This is a genomic window from Plastoroseomonas hellenica, assembly GCF_018129085.1.
Lineage (GTDB): Bacteria > Pseudomonadota > Alphaproteobacteria > Acetobacterales > Acetobacteraceae > Plastoroseomonas > Plastoroseomonas hellenica.
In genome coordinates this window covers 175,403-191,524 of the sequence record NZ_JAAGBB010000006.1, presented here as the reverse complement: position 1 = coordinate 191,524, position 16,122 = coordinate 175,403, and the positions used below count along the sequence as shown (strand labels likewise).

14 protein-coding genes are annotated in these 16,122 nt (G+C 68.7%); 8 read left to right on the top strand and 6 right to left on the bottom strand.

Features of this window, described 5'->3' with window-relative positions; genetic code table 11:
* Positions 1-47: 47 nt before the first annotated feature.
* The 5 genes from GXW71_RS07150 (at position 48) to GXW71_RS07130 (ending at position 5,642) form a co-directional block, all read left to right on the top strand.
* Complete coding sequence (locus GXW71_RS07150) at positions 48-311, top strand: DUF1467 family protein (protein WP_211851723.1); 264 nt, start codon at positions 48-50, stop codon at positions 309-311.
* 663 nt (positions 312-974) lie between these two features.
* Complete coding sequence (gene proS / locus GXW71_RS07145) at positions 975-2,285, top strand: proline--tRNA ligase (RefSeq protein ID WP_211851722.1); 1,311 nt, start codon at positions 975-977, stop codon at positions 2,283-2,285.
* Positions 2,286-2,457: 172 nt separating this feature from the next.
* Positions 2,458-3,708 (top strand): lipoprotein-releasing ABC transporter permease subunit, encoded by a 1,251-nt coding sequence (locus GXW71_RS07140; protein ID WP_211851721.1) that lies wholly within the window; start codon positions 2,458-2,460, stop codon positions 3,706-3,708.
* Positions 3,701-4,966: a lipoprotein-releasing ABC transporter permease subunit gene (locus GXW71_RS07135; RefSeq protein WP_211851720.1), complete on the top strand. Its 1,266-nt coding sequence runs from the start codon at positions 3,701-3,703 to the stop codon at positions 4,964-4,966. Before GXW71_RS07140 ends, GXW71_RS07135 begins: the two co-directional genes overlap by 8 nt.
* A complete protein-coding gene (locus tag GXW71_RS07130) occupies positions 4,959-5,642 on the top strand; it encodes an ABC transporter ATP-binding protein (RefSeq protein ID WP_211851719.1) in 684 nt (227 codons plus the stop codon). The genes GXW71_RS07135 and GXW71_RS07130 overlap by 8 nt, the downstream gene beginning before the upstream one ends.
* 216 nt (positions 5,643-5,858) lie before the next feature.
* Here GXW71_RS07130 and GXW71_RS07125 read toward each other — a convergent pair whose 3' ends face one another.
* Positions 5,859-6,440, bottom strand: coding sequence for a HupE/UreJ family protein (locus GXW71_RS07125; RefSeq protein WP_211851718.1), 582 nt, complete (start codon positions 6,438-6,440; stop codon positions 5,859-5,861).
* 143 nt (positions 6,441-6,583) lie between these two features.
* On the opposite strand from GXW71_RS07125, the gene dnaE reads away from it, so the two are divergent.
* The 3 genes from dnaE to GXW71_RS07110 all read left to right on the top strand — a co-directional run bounded on the left by dnaE (position 6,584) and on the right by GXW71_RS07110 (position 11,957).
* Positions 6,584-10,042: a DNA polymerase III subunit alpha gene (gene dnaE, locus GXW71_RS07120; protein WP_211851717.1), complete on the top strand. Its 3,459-nt coding sequence runs from the start codon at positions 6,584-6,586 to the stop codon at positions 10,040-10,042.
* Positions 10,043-10,224: 182 nt separating this feature from the next.
* Positions 10,225-11,034: a nucleoside triphosphate pyrophosphohydrolase gene (mazG, locus tag GXW71_RS07115; RefSeq protein WP_211851716.1), complete on the top strand. Its 810-nt coding sequence runs from the start codon at positions 10,225-10,227 to the stop codon at positions 11,032-11,034.
* Positions 11,031-11,957, top strand: a complete 927-nt coding sequence (locus GXW71_RS07110) for a hypothetical protein (protein WP_211851715.1) — start codon at positions 11,031-11,033, stop codon at positions 11,955-11,957. Before mazG ends, GXW71_RS07110 begins: the two co-directional genes overlap by 4 nt.
* 67 nt (positions 11,958-12,024) lie before the next feature.
* Here GXW71_RS07110 and GXW71_RS07105 read toward each other — a convergent pair whose 3' ends face one another.
* The 5 genes from GXW71_RS07105 to hfq all read right to left on the bottom strand — a co-directional run bounded on the left by GXW71_RS07105 (position 12,025) and on the right by hfq (position 16,100).
* Positions 12,025-12,957 (bottom strand): pirin family protein, encoded by a 933-nt coding sequence (locus GXW71_RS07105; RefSeq protein WP_211851714.1) that lies wholly within the window; start codon positions 12,955-12,957, stop codon positions 12,025-12,027.
* Between the two features lie 31 nt (positions 12,958-12,988).
* A complete protein-coding gene (gene greB / locus GXW71_RS07100; RefSeq protein ID WP_456315983.1) occupies positions 12,989-13,477 on the bottom strand; it encodes a transcription elongation factor GreB in 489 nt (162 codons plus the stop codon).
* Positions 13,478-13,514: 37 nt separating this feature from the next.
* Entirely contained in the window at positions 13,515-14,336 is an 822-nt protein-coding gene (locus GXW71_RS07095) for an inositol monophosphatase family protein (RefSeq protein WP_211851713.1), read from the bottom strand.
* Complete coding sequence (hflX, locus tag GXW71_RS07090; RefSeq protein ID WP_211851712.1) at positions 14,333-15,667, bottom strand: GTPase HflX; 1,335 nt, start codon at positions 15,665-15,667, stop codon at positions 14,333-14,335. Before hflX ends, GXW71_RS07095 begins: the two co-directional genes overlap by 4 nt.
* A gap of 118 nt (positions 15,668-15,785) precedes the next feature.
* A complete protein-coding gene (gene hfq, locus GXW71_RS07085; RefSeq protein ID WP_211851711.1) occupies positions 15,786-16,100 on the bottom strand; it encodes an RNA chaperone Hfq in 315 nt (104 codons plus the stop codon).
* Positions 16,101-16,122 lie beyond the last annotated feature (22 nt).

Below are 16,122 nucleotides of genomic sequence, written 5' to 3'. Positions count from 1 at the left end.
AGTCCGGGGGCTTTGCAACGTCCCCGGACAGGTGCACATGCCGGCGCATGACCTGGTTCACCGGCTTCGTCGTCTTTGCCCTGACCTGGTGGACGGTGCTCTTCGCCGTGCTGCCGATCGGCACCCGCCCGGATCCGGACGCCGATCCGGCCGCCGGCGGCTGGCGCGGCACGCCGGAGAAGCCGCATCTCCTGCGCAAGCTGATCGCGACGACCGTGATTTCAGTGCTGGTGTGGCTGGCCATCTGGTGGCTGGTGGAAAGCGACTGGATCAGCTTCCGCACCGGCTGGCTGGCGATGCCTGATCGTTGACGCCCGAGGCGTTTTGCTGCACCGCACAGAGGGCCGCACAAAATTTAGGCGGCTAACAGGGCGTTTACCCTGCGCCGCCTTCGTTGCGAGCATATCCGGTCTGGATGCCGAATTTTCACCCTATTGGGTTGGCTGTTTGTCGTTGAGCCGGATGCCGACCCGCGCCACCCTTTGCTTCAGGAAGAGGTTGTTCCTCTTTCTGCCGTGTGACTGGCGTTTCCTCCCTAAACTTGGGCCGCGATCCCTTGGGGTCGTGGCCCTTTTTTTGTCTAGCGATATCCGTTTCCAAAGCCAAGGTTTTTTGCCGGGCGAACGCGAATTTTTGTCTGATAGTTGCGGCTGTTTGCATACAAACATAAGATTATTGCGCCGCAGCAGAGCCGCCCTTGGTCCCCGATCTGCGAACAGATTCACGCCTCCGGGCGATTCCGCCCTTCGGCGATCTGCTCGCCTGCGTTCGCCGAGCAGATTCACGCCTCCGGGCGATTCCGCCCTTCGGCGATCTGCTCCCCTGCGTTCGCCGAGCAGATTCACGCCTCCGGGCGATTCCGCCCTCCGGCGATCTGTTCCCTGCGTTCGCCGAGCAGATTCACGCCTCCGGGCGATTCCGCCCTTCGGCGATCTGCTCTAAGGTCCGCGCCCGCTTCCCGCTCAAGGATTACCATGCGTCTCTCCCGCGCCTTCCTGCCGACATTGAAAGAGACGCCCGCCGAGGCGCAGATCGCGTCGCACCGGTTGATGCTGCGCGCCGGTCTGGTCCGCCAGACCAGCGCCGGCATCTACGCCTGGTTGCCGGCAGGGCTCCGGGTGCTGCGCAAGGTCGAGCAGATCGTGCGGGAGGAGCAGGATCGCGCCGGTGCCCAGGAAATCCTGATGCCGACCATCCAGCCGGCCGAACTCTGGCGCGAATCCGGCCGCTACGACGACTACGGCAAGGAGATGCTGCGCATCAAAGACCGGCATGAGCGCGACATGCTCTACGGCCCGACCAACGAGGAGATGGTCACCGACATCTTCAAGGGCTTCGCGAAGAGCTACCGCGACCTGCCGCGCAACCTCTACCACATCCAGTGGAAGTTCCGGGACGAGGTGCGGCCGCGTTTCGGCGTGATGCGCGGGCGCGAATTCCTGATGAAGGACGCCTATTCCTTCGACCTGACCAAGGAAGGCGCCGAGCACAGCTATCGCCAGATGTTCGTGGCCTATCTCCGCACCTTCGCCCGCATGGGGTTGAAAGCCATCCCGATGCGCGCCGACACCGGCCCGATCGGCGGCAATCTCAGCCACGAGTTCATCATCCTGGCCGAGACCGGCGAATCGCAGGTCTTCGTCAGCCAGGACCTGCTCGACTACGACGTGCTGGCCGACACACCCGACTACCTGGGCGACCTTTCGCCGATCGTGAACTTCTGGACCAGCCACTACGCCGCCACCGAGGAGATGCACGACGAAGCCGCCTGGGCGCAGGTGCCCGAAGCGAAGCGCGTCTCCGCCCGCGGCATCGAGGTCGGGCACATCTTCTTCTTCGGCACCAAGTACAGCGCGCCCTTGGGCCTCTCCGTCCAGGGCCCGGACGGCAAGCCGGTGGCGCCGGAGATGGGCAGCTACGGCATCGGCATCTCCCGCCTGGTCGGCGCCATCATCGAGGCGAGCCATGACGAGGCCGGCATCATCTGGCCGGACGCCGTCGCCCCCTTCAGCGCCGCCATCCTGAACCTGAAGCCGGGCGACGCCGGCTGCGACGCGCTCTGTGAGCAGCTCTATGCCGCGCTGTCGCCGGAAGCGGTCTATGACGACCGTGAGGAGCGGGCAGGGGTGAAGTTCAACGACGCCGACCTCTCCGGCCATCCTTGGCAGGCCGTGGTCGGGCCGCGCGGTGCCGCCGCCGGCCGCGTCGAGCTGAAGCGTCGCGCCACCGGCGAGCGCGCGGAACTCTCCCTCGAGGACGCGGTCGCGCGCATCAAGGGCGCTTGAGAGCCTGTCTCGGAATGGCGCGGCGGCGATCTGACGGTCCTTTTCCGCCCCTGCCGCGCCGGCTTCCTCGCCGATGCAACCAGCATCGGCTACGTCACCCGACACGGCAGGAACGAAAAATGCCTCGCCAGTTCACCGCTGTGCCATTCCGAGACAGGCTCTGATCCCCGCGATGTTCTCCCCCTTCGAGCGCGCCGTTGCGTTTCGCTATCTGCGCGCCCGCAAGGGCGAGCGCTTCATATCGGTCACCGCGCTCTTTTCCCTCATCGGCATCACCCTCGGCGTCGCGACGCTCATCATCGTCACCTCGGTGATGAATGGCTTCCGGCAGGATCTGATGGCCCGCATCATCGGGCTGAACGGCCACCTCACGGTACAGCCGGAGCGCGGTCGCGTGATCGAGGGGTATGAGGCGGTGCTGGCGCGCATCGGCGGCATCGCAGGGATCGTGCAGGCCGCACCGGCGGTGGATGGACAGGTGCTGGTCACGGGGCCAGGCGGTGCAGCCGGGGCGCAGCTCCGCGGCATCCCGCCGGAGGCGCTGCGTGCCCGAGCGGTGATCCGGGACAGGCTGCGCGACGGCGATCTCGAGGCCATGGAAGAAGAGGATACGGCCGTGGTCGGCGCCCGCCTGGCCGCGCGGCTCCGCCTGATGCCGGACGACAGCCTGACCTTGGTGCTGCCCCAGGCACGCGGCGGGGATTTCTCCGCCGCGCCGCGCCAGCGAAACCTGCGCGTGGTCGCGACCTTCGACATCGGCATGCCGGAATATGACGGGCGGACCATCTTCGTGCCGCTCGCCACCGCGCAATCGCTCTTCGGTCTCGGCGACGCGGTGAACCAGATCGAGATCCTGCTCGAAGACCCATCCCGCGTCGCGCCTGTCGCCGCGGAACTGCGCGCCGCCCTGGCAGGGCAGGGCCTCCGCGTGACCGACTGGCAGGCTTCCAACAGCGCCATCTACGCAGCGGTACTGATCGAGCGGCAGGTGATGTTCCTGATCCTCACCCTGATCGTGGTGGTGGCGACCTTCAACATCGTCTCCTCCCTCACCATGCTGGTGAAGGACAAGGGGAAGGACATCGCCATCCTGCGGACCATGGGTGCGAAACGCGGAGCGATCCTGCGCATCTTCATCCTCTGCGGTGCGAGCATCGGCTGCGGCGGCACGCTGGCGGGCTTCGCCCTCGGCCTTGGCATCGCAGCGAATTTCGACGCGCTGCGCCCCGGCGTCGTCTGGCTGGAACGCGCCGGCCTCTCCGGCGCCGGCCTGCAATTCCTGATGACTCTCCCTTCGGTGGTCGACACGCGGGATGTCGCGATCATCGTCGCGACCGGCTTCGGCCTGTCGCTGCTCGCGACCCTCTATCCAAGCTGGCGCGCCGCGCGGATCGATCCGGCCGAGGCGCTGCGCCATGGCTAGGACCGGCTATTTTTCGGCCTTCGAGCGTATGGTCGCGGCGCGCTACCTGCGCGCGCCGCGCGGCGAAGGCGCGGTCTCGCTCATCGCCGGCTTCTCGCTGCTCGGCATCGCACTCGGCGTCGGAACGCTGATTGTCGTGCTCGCTGTCATGGGCGGCTTCCGGCAAGAGCTCCTGGGGCGCATCCTGGCAGTGAACGGGCATCTCGGCGTGGCGTCGGCGGATGAGTCACTGCGGGATTATGCCGCAGTCGCCGAGCGCATCCGCGCGCTGCCCGAAGTCGCTCAGGCCACGCCCATACTGGAAGGCCAAGTGCTGCTGACGACCGATGCCGGCGCCTCCGCCGGCGGACTGCTGCGCGGCATCGCACCGGCGGACCTGCGCGCCCGCGCCATCATCGCCGGCAATATCCGCGCCGGAAGCCTGGCGGATTTCGAGGGCGAGGACGCCATCGTCATCGGCACCGTGCTGGCGCAGCGTCTCGATGTCGGGGTGGGCGACCGGATCACCGTCATATCCCCGGAAGGGCGGACGACGGTTTTCGGAACAGTGCCACGGCTCAAGCCCTATCGCGTCGCCGCGATCTTCGAGGTCGGGATGCAGGACTACGATGGCGGCTTCCTCTTCCTGCCGCTGCCGGCCGCGCAGCTCTTCCTGCAGCGGCCCGGCATGGTGAACCAGATCGAGGTCCATCTGCGCGACCCGGATGGCGCCCGCGCGGGCGCGGCGGCGATCCGTCAGGCTTTCGCCGGGCACCAACTCTCCATCGTGGATTGGCAGGCCGCCAATACCGGCTTCTTCCAGATCGTCGAAGTGCAGCGGAACGTGATGTTCCTGATCCTGGCGCTGATCATCCTGGTCGCGGCCTTCAACATCATCTCCTCCCTCATCATGCTGGTGAAGGACAAGGGGAAGGACATCGCCATCCTGCGGACCATGGGCGTGGGAAGCGGGGCGATCCTGCGCATCTTCCTGCTCTGCGGCGCCGCCGTGGGGGGCTTCGGCACGCTGGCCGGGCTCGGCCTCGGCCTCGCCATCTGCACCAATCTCGAAACCATCCGCCAGGCGCTGATGCGGGCGACCGGCACCACCATCTTCGATCCGCAGATCTACTTCCTCACGCGCATCCCGGCCGTGGTGGACCCATGGGACGTCGCGCAGGTGGTCGGGCTGGGGCTCGGGCTGTCGCTGCTCGCAACCCTCTATCCGAGCTGGCGCGCAGCGAGGACCGACCCGGTGGAAGCACTCCGCAATGAATGACCTGCCGCTTCGCCTCGCCGGCGTCGAGCGCCGCTACCGCAGCGGCGCCGGGGAGCTGCCCGTGCTGCGCGGCGCCGACCTGACGCTGGCCGCGGGGGAGATCGTGGCGCTCGTGGCGCCGTCCGGCACCGGCAAATCGACGCTGCTGCATCTTGCCGGTCTGCTGGAACGCCCGGACGGCGGCGAGGTCTTCGTCGATGGCAAGGCGGCCGGCACGCTGTCCGACGATGCCCGCACGGCGATCCGCCGCTCCACCATCGGCTTCGTCTATCAGTTCCACCACCTGCTGCCGGAATTCACGGCCGAGGAGAACATCGTCCTGCCGCAGATGGCCGCCGGCACGCCGCGCCACACGGCCAGGACACGGGCACGCGAACTCCTCGCCGCCTTCGGCCTGAGCGGGCGCGAGGGCCACCCCCCCGGCAAGCTCTCCGGCGGCGAGCAGCAGCGCGTCGCCATTGCCCGCGCCCTTGCCAACCGTCCCCGCATCCTCCTCGCCGACGAACCCACCGGCAACCTCGACGTCGGCACCAGCGCCCGCGTCTTCGGCGAACTCATGGAAGCCGTGCGCGGCCAAGGCGTCGCCGCCCTGGTTGCCACCCACAATCCCGACCTGGCCCAGCAGATGGACCGCATCGTGACGCTGGAGGCGGGAGTGGTGGTGCCGGTCGGGTGAGGGTGCGCCCTGGGGAAGGCTCCGCCTTCCCCAGCCCCCATCCGCCAGGAGCCTGGAGGCTCCTGGACCTGCTTCACTTGGCGCCCTGATTGCCAAGGGGGCTGCCCCGAAGTGGGCGGCCCCCTTGGCAATCAGGGCGCTAAAATGATCGGGCTGCAGGGGCCCTAGGCTCCTGCCGGGTGGGTCCGGGAGGGCAGAGCCCTCCCGTGATGCGCCTCACCCCATCAACATCACCACTCCCACCGCCGCGGCCACGGCGCCGCCGGCGCGGCAGAGGGTCAGGCCGGTGCCGTTGCGCATCGCGAGCCCGACGACGAAGCCGGCGGCATGCAGCAGCGCGGTGCCGAGCAGCATGCCAAGCGAGAAGCTGATGGGCGAGGCGGCGTCGGGCAGTTCCAGCCCGTGCGCCATGCCGTGGCAGAAGCCGAAAGCGGCGGTGGCGCCGATCGCCGCCAGCGTCGGGATCGGCATGGCGAGGGCGAGGGCCAGGCCGGCGGCGGCGACCGAGAGAGCGATGCCGTATTCGATGCCGGGCAGGGTGGTGCCTTCGAAGCCGGCGAGGGCGCCGAGAGCCATGGCGGTCATGAAGGCTGCAGGCATGCGCCAGGCGGTGGCGAGGCCGATGCGGGCGGCGATCAGGCCCACCGCGACCATGGCCAGCAGATGGTCGAGCCCACCGAAGGGATGCAGCAGGCCGCTGGTGAAGCTGTCCGTGCCGTGGCCGGGATGCGCCGCGGCCGGCAGGACAAGAGCGACGGCCAGGGTCAGGCCGAGGGCGGCGGGGCGCAGCAGGCGCATGGTGCGGATCCTCTGGGAATGCGTCGCGCAAGCTTCGGCCATGGGCGCAGGTGCAGCAAGCCCGCGCGTGCCAGAGCAGATCGCCGGAGGGCGGAAGCACCCGGAGGCGTGAATCTGCTCGCAAGGCGCTATAGGTTTGGCCCATGGCCGACTCGTTCATCCACCTGCACGCCCACTCCGCCTATTCCTTGAGCGAGGGCGCCATCAAGGCGGAGAAGCTGCCAGCGCTGGCACTGGCGGCGGGCATGCCGGCGGTGGCGCTGACCGACACCGCCAACCTGTTCGGCGCGCTCGAATTCGCGCAGGCCTGCACGGGGAAGGGGGTGCAGCCGATCATGGGCTGCCAGTTGGCACTCGCCCGTGTCAGCACCGACCCCGAGCGGCCGGATGCACATCAGCTGAACCCCGACCCGCTGGTGGCGCTGGCGCTGGATGCGGCGGGACTCGACAACCTCCAGCGGCTGTCTTCCAAGGGCTTCCTGCGCGACGACGCCTCCGGACGGGCGAGCATCACGCTGGAGCTGCTGGCCGAGCATGCGCAAGGCTTGTTCCTGCTGACCGGCGGCACCACCGGCCCGGTTGCGCGGCTGCTGGCGGAAGGACGGCGCGACGCGGCGGAGCGGTTGCTGGCGCAGCTCGCGGAAGCCTTCCCGGACCGAATCGCGGTGGAGCTGCACCGCCACGGGCTGCCGATCGAGCGCCTGGTGGAACCCGGCCTGCTGGCGCTGGCGGATGCGGCGCGGCTGCCGATCGTCGCCGCCAATGACGTCTACTTTGCCGAGGCCAAGATGCATGAGGCGCATGACGCGCTGCTCTGCATCGCCGAAAGCCGCACCATGGCGGAGCAGGAGCGCCGGCGTGTGACGCCGGAGCATTGGTTCAAGCCGGCAGAGGCGATGCGCGCGCTGTTCCACGACCTGCCGGAGGCCTGCGACAACACGCTGGCCATCGCCCGCATGTCGGCGGTGATGACCGAGGCGAAGAAGCCCGCGCTGCCGATCTGCCCCAAGGTCTCGCCCGGCAAGACCGAGGCGGAAACGGTCCGCGCCATGGCCGCCGAGGGGCTGGAGCGGCGGCTTGAGGCGCTCGGCGAAGCCGGGCTGTCCGCACCGCGCGAGACCTATCTGACGCGCCTCGACTATGAGCTCGGCGTCATCGAGGCGATGGGCTTCTCCGGCTACTTCCTGATCGTCGCCGACTTCATCCAATGGGCGAAGGCGCAGACGCCGCCGATCCCGGTGGGACCCGGCCGCGGCTCCGGCGCCGGTTCGGTCGCGGCCTGGGCGCTGGCGATCACCGATCTCGACCCGCTCCGCTTCGGGCTGCTGTTCGAGCGCTTCCTGAACCCCGAGCGGGTGTCGATGCCCGACTTCGATATCGATTTCTGCCAGGACCGGCGCGACGAGGTGATCCGCTACGTGGTGCGCGAATATGGCGACGACCGCGTGGCGCAGATCATCACCTTCGGCAAGCTGCAGGCGAAGGCGGCGGTGCGCGATGTCGGGCGCGTGCTCGGCATGCCCTATGGGCAGGTCGACAAGATCGCCTCGATCATTCCCTTCAATCCGGCCAAGCCCGTCACCCTGCAGCAGGCGATCGATGGCGAGCCGAAGCTGCAGGATATGCGCGACAATGACGAGCAGGTGGCGCGCCTGCTCGATATCGCGCTGCAGATCGAAGGCCTCTACCGCAACGCCTCCACCCATGCCGCCGGCGTGGTGATCGGGCGGGAGCCGCTGATCGGCATCTGCCCGCTCTACCGCGACCCGCGCTCCGAGATGCTCATCACCCAGTTCTCGATGAAGCATGTCGAGCAGGCCTCGCTGGTGAAGTTCGACTTCCTGGGCCTCAAGACGCTGACGGTGATCGAGCGGGCGGTCGATATCCTGAAGGGGCAGGGGATCGCGATCGACATCAGCGCGATTCCGCTCGACGACGCCAAGACCTTCGAGATGCTGCGCAAGGGCGACGCCGCCGGGGTGTTCCAGTTCGAAGGCCAGGGGATGCGCGACTGCCTTCGGCAGATGCGCGTCGACCGCTTCGAGGACCTGATCGCGGCAGTGGCGCTCTATCGCCCGGGCCCGATGGCGAACATCCCCGCCTATTGCCAGCGCAAGGCCGGCGAGGCCTGGGACAGCCCGCATCCGGCGATCCATCACATCCTCTCCGAGACCTACGGCATCATGGTCTACCAGGAGCAGGTGATGCAGATCGCGCAGGACCTGGCGGGCTATTCGCTCGGCGCCGCCGATCTGCTGCGCCGGGCGATGGGCAAGAAGATCCGCTCCGAGATGCAGGTGCAGCGGGAGATCTTCACCAAGGGCGCGACCGAGCGCGGGGTCGAGGCAGCCAAGGCCGGCGAGATCTTCGACCTGATGGAGCGCTTCGCCGACTACGGCTTCAACAAGTCCCACGCCGCCGCCTATGCGCTGGTCAGCTACCAGACCGCCTGGCTGAAGGCAAACCATACGGTGGCCTTCCTGGCCGCCTCGATGTCGCTCGACTTCTCCAACACCGACAAGCTGGCGGGCCATATGCAGGAGGCGGCGCGGCTCGGCATTCCCGTGCTGCCGCCGGACGTGAACCGCAGTGCGCACGACTTCATCGTCGAGCACCGGGAGGAGGATGGGAAGCCCGCCATCCGCTTCGCGCTCGCCGCGGTGAAGCGCGTGGGCGAGGCGGCGATGCGGGAGCTGGTGGCCGAACGTGCGAAGGGCGGCCGCTTCTCGTCGCTCTCGGACTTCGCCGGCCGGGTCGATCCGCGGCTCCTCAACAAGATGCAGATCGAGAACCTGGCCAAGGCCGGGGCCTTCGACACGCTGATGCCGAACCGGGCGCAGCTCGTCGCCGGGGCCGAGGTGGTGCTGCGGCGGGCGCAATCAGCGGCCGAGGAGCGCGAGAGTGGCCAGATCGGCCTTTTTGGCGCGGAATCGCAACGATCGGAACCGCTGCGGTTCCCGCCGACACAGGAATGGCCCTTGCTCGAGAAGCTCTCCTTCGAGGCCGAGGCGGTCGGCTTCCACCTCTCGGCGCATCCGCTCGACACCTACAAGGCGGCGCTGAAGCGGCTGGGCGTCGTCGGCTCGGCGATGATCGCGGATCGGGCGCGCTCAGGCGCAAGCAGGCTGAAGCTCGCCGGTACGGTGGTGAACAGCAAGGAGCGCACGACCAAGACCGGCAGCCGCATGGCCTGGGTGCGGCTCTCCGACGCCCAGGGGTCCTATGAGGTGACCTGCTTCTCGGAAGTGCTGAACCGGTCGCGGGAGCTGCTGGCCGAGGGCAATGCCGTGCTGGTGACCGCAGAGGCGCGGATGGAGGGCGAGGCGCTGCGCCTGACCGCCCAGGAGGTCGAAGGGCTGGAGAAGGCCGCGAGCGGCGTCGCCCAGGGCATCCGGCTCTGGCTCGACCAGACCGAGGCCGTCGACCACATCCGCGTGCTGCTGGACCGCGAGGGCCGCGGCAAGGGGCGCGTCGTGCTGGTGTCGGTGACCGGGCCGGGGCAGGAGGTCGAGATGGTCTTGCCCGGCGGCTTCAATGTCGGCCCGCGGCTGCTCCAGGCGATGAAGGTGCTGCCGGGGATCACCGGCGTGGAAGAGCTCTGAACTCGCCCACAGGCTTATCCACTTCAGTTTTTCTTTCCATAATATATCTTATGCGGCAACTACGCGCTGTGGACAAGCCTGTGGGCGGCGTGTTCCCTGCCGTCATTCCAAAGCCTTTCAAAGGCTTGGCCCTGTGTCTTGGCGCCCGGACGGCCTCCGGCGCCCAACCCTGAGAAGCATCGATGCCCCAATCTCCGGATCCGGCCGCCGCCCTTCAGCGCCTGCTCACCGTCATGGCCCGCCTGCGGTCGCCGGATGGCGGCTGCCCCTGGGACTTGATCCAGAACTTCGCGACCATCGCGCCCTACACCATCGAGGAAGCCTACGAGGTCGAGGACGCGATCCACCGCGACGATCGCCCAGCACTGCTGGATGAGCTCGGCGACCTGCTGTTCCAGGTCGTCTATCACGCGCAAATGGCTGAAGAATCAGGACATTTCGGCTTCTCTGATATAGCGGAAAAAATTACTAGGAAAATGATCCTCCGACACCCCCACGTCTTCGGGGAGACTGAATCAAGAACATCGGAGGAACAGACGCATGCCTGGGAGGCGCAGAAGGCCGTCGAGCGCGCCGCCCGCGCCGAGACCGGAACGCTGGCTGGCATCCCGCAGGGCCTCCCTGCCCTGACCCGCGCCGCGAAGCTGACGCGCCGCGCCGCCCGCGTCGGCTTCGATTGGCCGGAGGCCGCCGGCATCCTGGACAAGCTGGAGGAGGAAGCCGCTGAGTTGCGCGCCGAGCTCCCGGCCGCCGACCCGGCCCGCCTGGCGGACGAGGTCGGCGACCTGCTCTTCGTGCTCGCGAACCTCGCCCGGAAGCTCGACCTGGACCCGGAGACCTGCCTGCGTGGCGCCAACCGGAAGTTCGAGCGCCGCTTCGGCGCCGTCGAGGCGGCGCTCGCCGCCGAAGGCCTCGCGCCGGCCGATACGACGCTGGAAGTGATGGAAGCCCATTGGCAGGAAGTGAAGAAAGCGGAACGATCGGGCCCATGACCCGCATCCTCCTGCTTGCCGCCCTTCTCCTGGCGACCCCTGCCCTCTGCCAGGTCCTGCACGACGCCGGCCGGGCCGGCCGCATCGAGCAATATCGGCCGCAGAGCGGGGAAGACGACCGCGCGGCGCTCCGTCTGCGCCGCACCGGGCAGGTCGTCTGGCAGGCCCGCTCGCGCGGTTTCGAGGCCATGCCGGCGCTGCGCGGCGAGCCGCGGATCCACGCCTTCTCCGGCTGGTCGGGCGGTGCCTATTGCTGCTGGACGCTGGAAACCTTCATCCACACGCCACGCGGCATCGTGCATGCCGGCAGCATCGCCCTCGGCAAGCGCTCACCCGAACGCATCCGCCTGCAGCGGGATGGCGAGACGGTGATCCGCGTCGCCGATGCGGCGCATGACTTCTGGGATTACGTCGGCAGTCTCGGCGCCGATATTGGACCGCCGGTGCCCTATGTGCTGGACCGGCAACGCATGGCGCCGGACGCCGCCGCCATGCGCCAGACGCCCGATGCCGCCATCGGCCCGGGCTGCGCACCACTCTGGAACCCCGCGTCTTTCCCGCAAGAACCTCCCGCGACGCCCGGCTACGCCAGCCTGGCCGAAGCGGTCGCGAGCTTGCGTGCCGCTGACTGGTCACGCTTCGAGCCCGGACGGCCGCACCCGGCAACCGAGGCCGCGCGCCTCGCGCTCTGCCTCATCTATGCCGGGCAGGTCGCGGCCGTACCGCAGATCCTGGCGGGTTTTCCGGACGCCAAGGCGGCGCTCCGCAGCGCGACCGAGCGCCAGATCGCGGCCCGCATCGCCTGCTCTCCGCTGGCGCCGACCCTGCGGCGCCTGAACCCGGAAAACGCCCTGATCCTGGCGCCCTGCCAGCCCCGAAACCCCGACCAGACCGCAGTCTCAGCGGCGCTGGAGCGAGGCTGAGAGGTAGTTATGTCGCCCTCAAGCGCGTCGTGCCGAAGGCACGCGTGAAGTACGCGTGCCGTTGATATCAGCCCGCCTTCACCTTGATCTCCGGCAGCGGGATGAACTCCTTCTCATCGCCGGGCACCAGGCCGAAGCGCCCGGCCTTCCAGTCATCCTTGGCCTGCTGAATCCGGTCCCGGCTGGAAGAGACGAAGTTCCAGAACATGTAGCGCGGCCCGTCCATCGTGGCGCCGCCGAGCAGCAGCAGCCGCGCACCCTCGGGCCCCGCGGTCAGGGCCAGCGCGTCGCCGGCGCGGAAGACCAGCATGCGGCCAGCCTCGAACGCCGTCCCGGCGACGCTGACGCTGCCGGCCACCACATAGGCCGCCCGTTCCTCATGCTCCTCCGGCATCGGCACCCGACCACCCGGCATCAGCGTGACATCGGCGTAGAAGCAAGGCGAGGATACCGCGACCGGCGCCTTCAGCCCCCAGCCATCGCCCGCGATCAGTCGCAACGTCATGCCGCCATCCTCGGCGAAGGGCAGCGCCGATGCCGGATGATGCGTGAAGCTCGGCGCCGTCTCTTCGGCATGCTTCGGCAACGCGACCCAGCTCTGGATGCCAAAGAGCGGCTGCCGGCGATCGCGCCTGGTCTCGTCGCTGCGCTCGGAATGGGCGATGCCGCTTCCCGCGGTCATCCAGTTGAGCGCCCCGGGCGTGATCGCCTGGCGGCTGCCGAGCGTGTCCCGGTGCAGCACCTCGCCCTCGAAGAGATAGGTGACGGTAGAGAGGCCAATATGCGGATGCGGGCGCACATCCAGGCCCTGCCCGGTCAGGAACTCGCCCGGCCCCATCTGGTCGAAGAAGATGAAGGGCCCGACCATCTGCCGCTCCTTGGCCGGCAGGGCGCGGCGCACCTCGAAATTCCCGACATCATGGGCGCGCGGGATGATGACCAGGTCGATGCCGGGCGGCGGCGGCGGGCATGCGGGGTCTTCGGCGTCGAGGCGGCTCATGGCTGGGTGCTCCTGGCAGGCGGTCGCCGCATCATGCCCCGGGATAGGCGATGGCGACGACCTCGATCTCCTCCGCGCCAGCCGGGGTGCGCAGCTTCACCAGATCGCCCACGCGTTTGCCGAGCAGCGCCCGCGCGACCGGTGCCACCCAGGAGATGCTGCCGCGATCGGGATCGGCCTCATCCACGCCGACGATGGTGATGGTGACTTCGCTGTCGTCCCCCCGCGCATAGGTCACGGTGGCGCCGAAGAAGACCTGATCCCGCCGGGTCTGCGCCGTGGGGTCGACCACCTGCACCCGCTCCAGCCGCTTGGTGATGAAGCGCACGCGGCGGTCGATCTCGCGCAGGCGCCGCTTGCCATACTGGTAGTCGGCATTCTCCGATCGATCACCGAGGGAAGCCGCCCAGGACACCACCTCGACCACCTTCGGCCGCTCCTCGGTCCAGAGCCGCTTCATCTCCGCCTGCAGCGCGGTGGCGCCGGCAGGCGTCATGTAGAAGGGCGTGCCGGGCGGCAGGCCGGGCGGGCCCTCCTCCCCGTCATCTTCGTCCGCGTTAGCCAAGCAGCGCGGCCCTCGCTTCGGTCCAGCTCGCTTCGTCCGGGGCTGCGATCAGCCCGCCGGTATGCACGCGCGGCGAATAGGGGGCGCCGTCGAAGCGCGCCGAGAAGCCGCCGGCCTCGCGGTGGATGATGACGCCGGGCGCGTGATCCCAGGGCATCATCTTGTTGTAGAGCAGCAGATGCGCACCGCCGGAGGCGACCAGCCGGTATTCATGCGCCGAGCAGCGATAGCCGAGCCCCGCCGCCAGCTTCGGCATGTTGGCGCCGACCGTGCTGCGCAACGGCTCGGTCAGGTACCCCCAGGAAATGGCGCCGACCATTTGCCCGACCGGCCGGGGCGGCGCCACCTGCAGCGCCCGCTTCGCACCCGCAGGCGTTTGCATCCAGGCGCCCTGCCCGGCCAGTGCAATGGCGCAGTCATCGGCGAAGGGCTCGAAGATCCAGCCGCCGACCACCTCGCCCTTCACGATCGCCGCGGCCATGCAGCCGAACAGCGGCACGCCCGCCGCGAAGTTGGAGGTGCCGTCCACCGGATCGACCACGAAGGCGAGCCCATCCTCGACCAGCCTCTCCAGCACCGCCGGATCCTCGGCCACCCCCTCCTCGCCGACCACGAGGCAGCCGGGGAAGAGGCGCGCCAAGCCTTCGCGGATCACCCGCTCGGCGCTCTCATCGGCGTCGGTGACCAGATCGAGCGGGCCCGATTTGGTGCGGATCGCGCCAGGCGCGAGATTGCGGAAGCGGGGCAGGACCTCAGCCCTGACAGCGTCGCGCAGCAATGCCGCGACGCGGCTGGCATCCTGTGGGTCGATCATCCTGCCTCGGAAAGTTGCTCGAATCGCGCGCGATTGGCCGGCGAGAGGCGAACCGTCAGCCGTATGGCATCGTCGGCATCGCGTCGGTCCAGCACCTCGCCATGTTCGTAGAGCCAGGCGATGCGGGCGCCGTCGGCGGGCGCCAGCGCCGTCTCTAAGGTCACCATCCCCGCGGAGAGCTTGGCATCCAGCGTCGTGCGGAGGTCATCCAACCCCTCCCCGGTCAGCGCCGAGACGGCGATGGCGCCATGGGTCGCGGCGCGGCGCGCGGCCTCGCTGGCTTCGGTATCGCCGCCGAGCAGATCTTCCTTGTTCAGCACCTCGACCACGCGCTCGGCCCAGGCGGCGTCGATGCTCGGGTCGTCACCCGCTGCCATCGCAGTTAACACCCCGAGGACGTCGGCACGCTGCGCGGCGCTGTCCGGATGCGCGATGTCGCGGACATGCAGGATGATGTCGGCTGCCGCCACCTCCTCCAGCGTCGCACGGAAGGCCTCGACGAGCTGCGTCGGCAGGTCGGAGATGAAGCCGACGGTGTCGGAGAGGATCGCGACGCGCCCGGATGGCAGCCGGATCGCCCGCATGGTCGGGTCGAGCGTCGCGAAAAGCTGGTCCTGCGCGTAGACGCCGGCGCCGGTCAGCGCGTTGAACAGCGTGGATTTGCCGGCATTGGTGTAGCCGACCAGGGCGATCACCGGATAGGGCACCTTGGCGCGGGCGCTGCGGTGCAGGCCGCGGGTGCGGCGCACCTGCTGCAACTCCTTCTTCAGCTTCACGATGCGCTCGCCGATCAGGCGGCGGTCGATCTCGATCTGCGATTCGCCGGGGCCGCCGAGAAAGCCGAAGCCGCCGCGCTGCCGTTCGAGGTGGGTCCAGGACCGCACCAGCCGCGTGCGCTGGTACTCCAGATGCGCGAGCTCGACCTGCAGCGTGCCTTCACGGGTGCGCGCGCGCTCCCCGAAGATCTCCAGGATCAACCCGGTGCGGTCGATGACCTTGCAGCCCCAGGCCCGCTCCAGGTTGCGCTGCTGCACCGGGCTGAGCGCGGCATCCACCACCGTGACGGTGATCGCGTGCTGCTCGATGACGGTCTTCACCATCGCGACCTGCCCCTCACCCATCAGGGTCGAAGGCCGGCGCTCGCGCAATGGATGCACCGCGGCGTGCAGGATCGTGAGCCCGATCGAGGCCGCGAGGCCGACCGCTTCCGCAAGCTTCGCCTCCGCCGCGCGGGCGAGGTTGACCTCGGCGCCGCGCACGGTGCGCTCATAGGGAAGAATCACGGCCGCCCTCGTGGGGCCGGGTTCCCGGTTGTCGTTACTGGCCGTCATGCCGGCAATCTGCCCGCAGGCGCAGGAGACGCATAGTCCCCCGCGAAAGCGGCTGACCGCCGGGCGGAAGCGCGTGGCGCGCCGATCTGCCCGCCAGGCAACCGCTCTGAAGCCCGGCTCAGTCGCTGGTCGCCGGAGCGGCTTCGCGCGCCAGGGTCAGCCGGCTTTCCGAGGAAGGGGCCGCCGCGCCGGTGGTCGCCGGCGTGCCGTCGAAGAGTTGAATCGGTGCACCCGGCATCACCGTGCTGATCGCGTGCTTGTAAACGAGCTGGGTGTGCCCGTCCCGGCGCAGCAGCACCGAGAAGTTGTCAAACCAGGTGATGATCCCCTGCAGCTTCACGCCGTTCACCAGGAAGATGGTGACGGGCGTCTTGCTCTTGCGAACATGGTTCAGGAACACGTCCTGCACATTCTGGGACTTTTCGGCGGCCATAGGCTCGGTCCTTCTTTTTGTC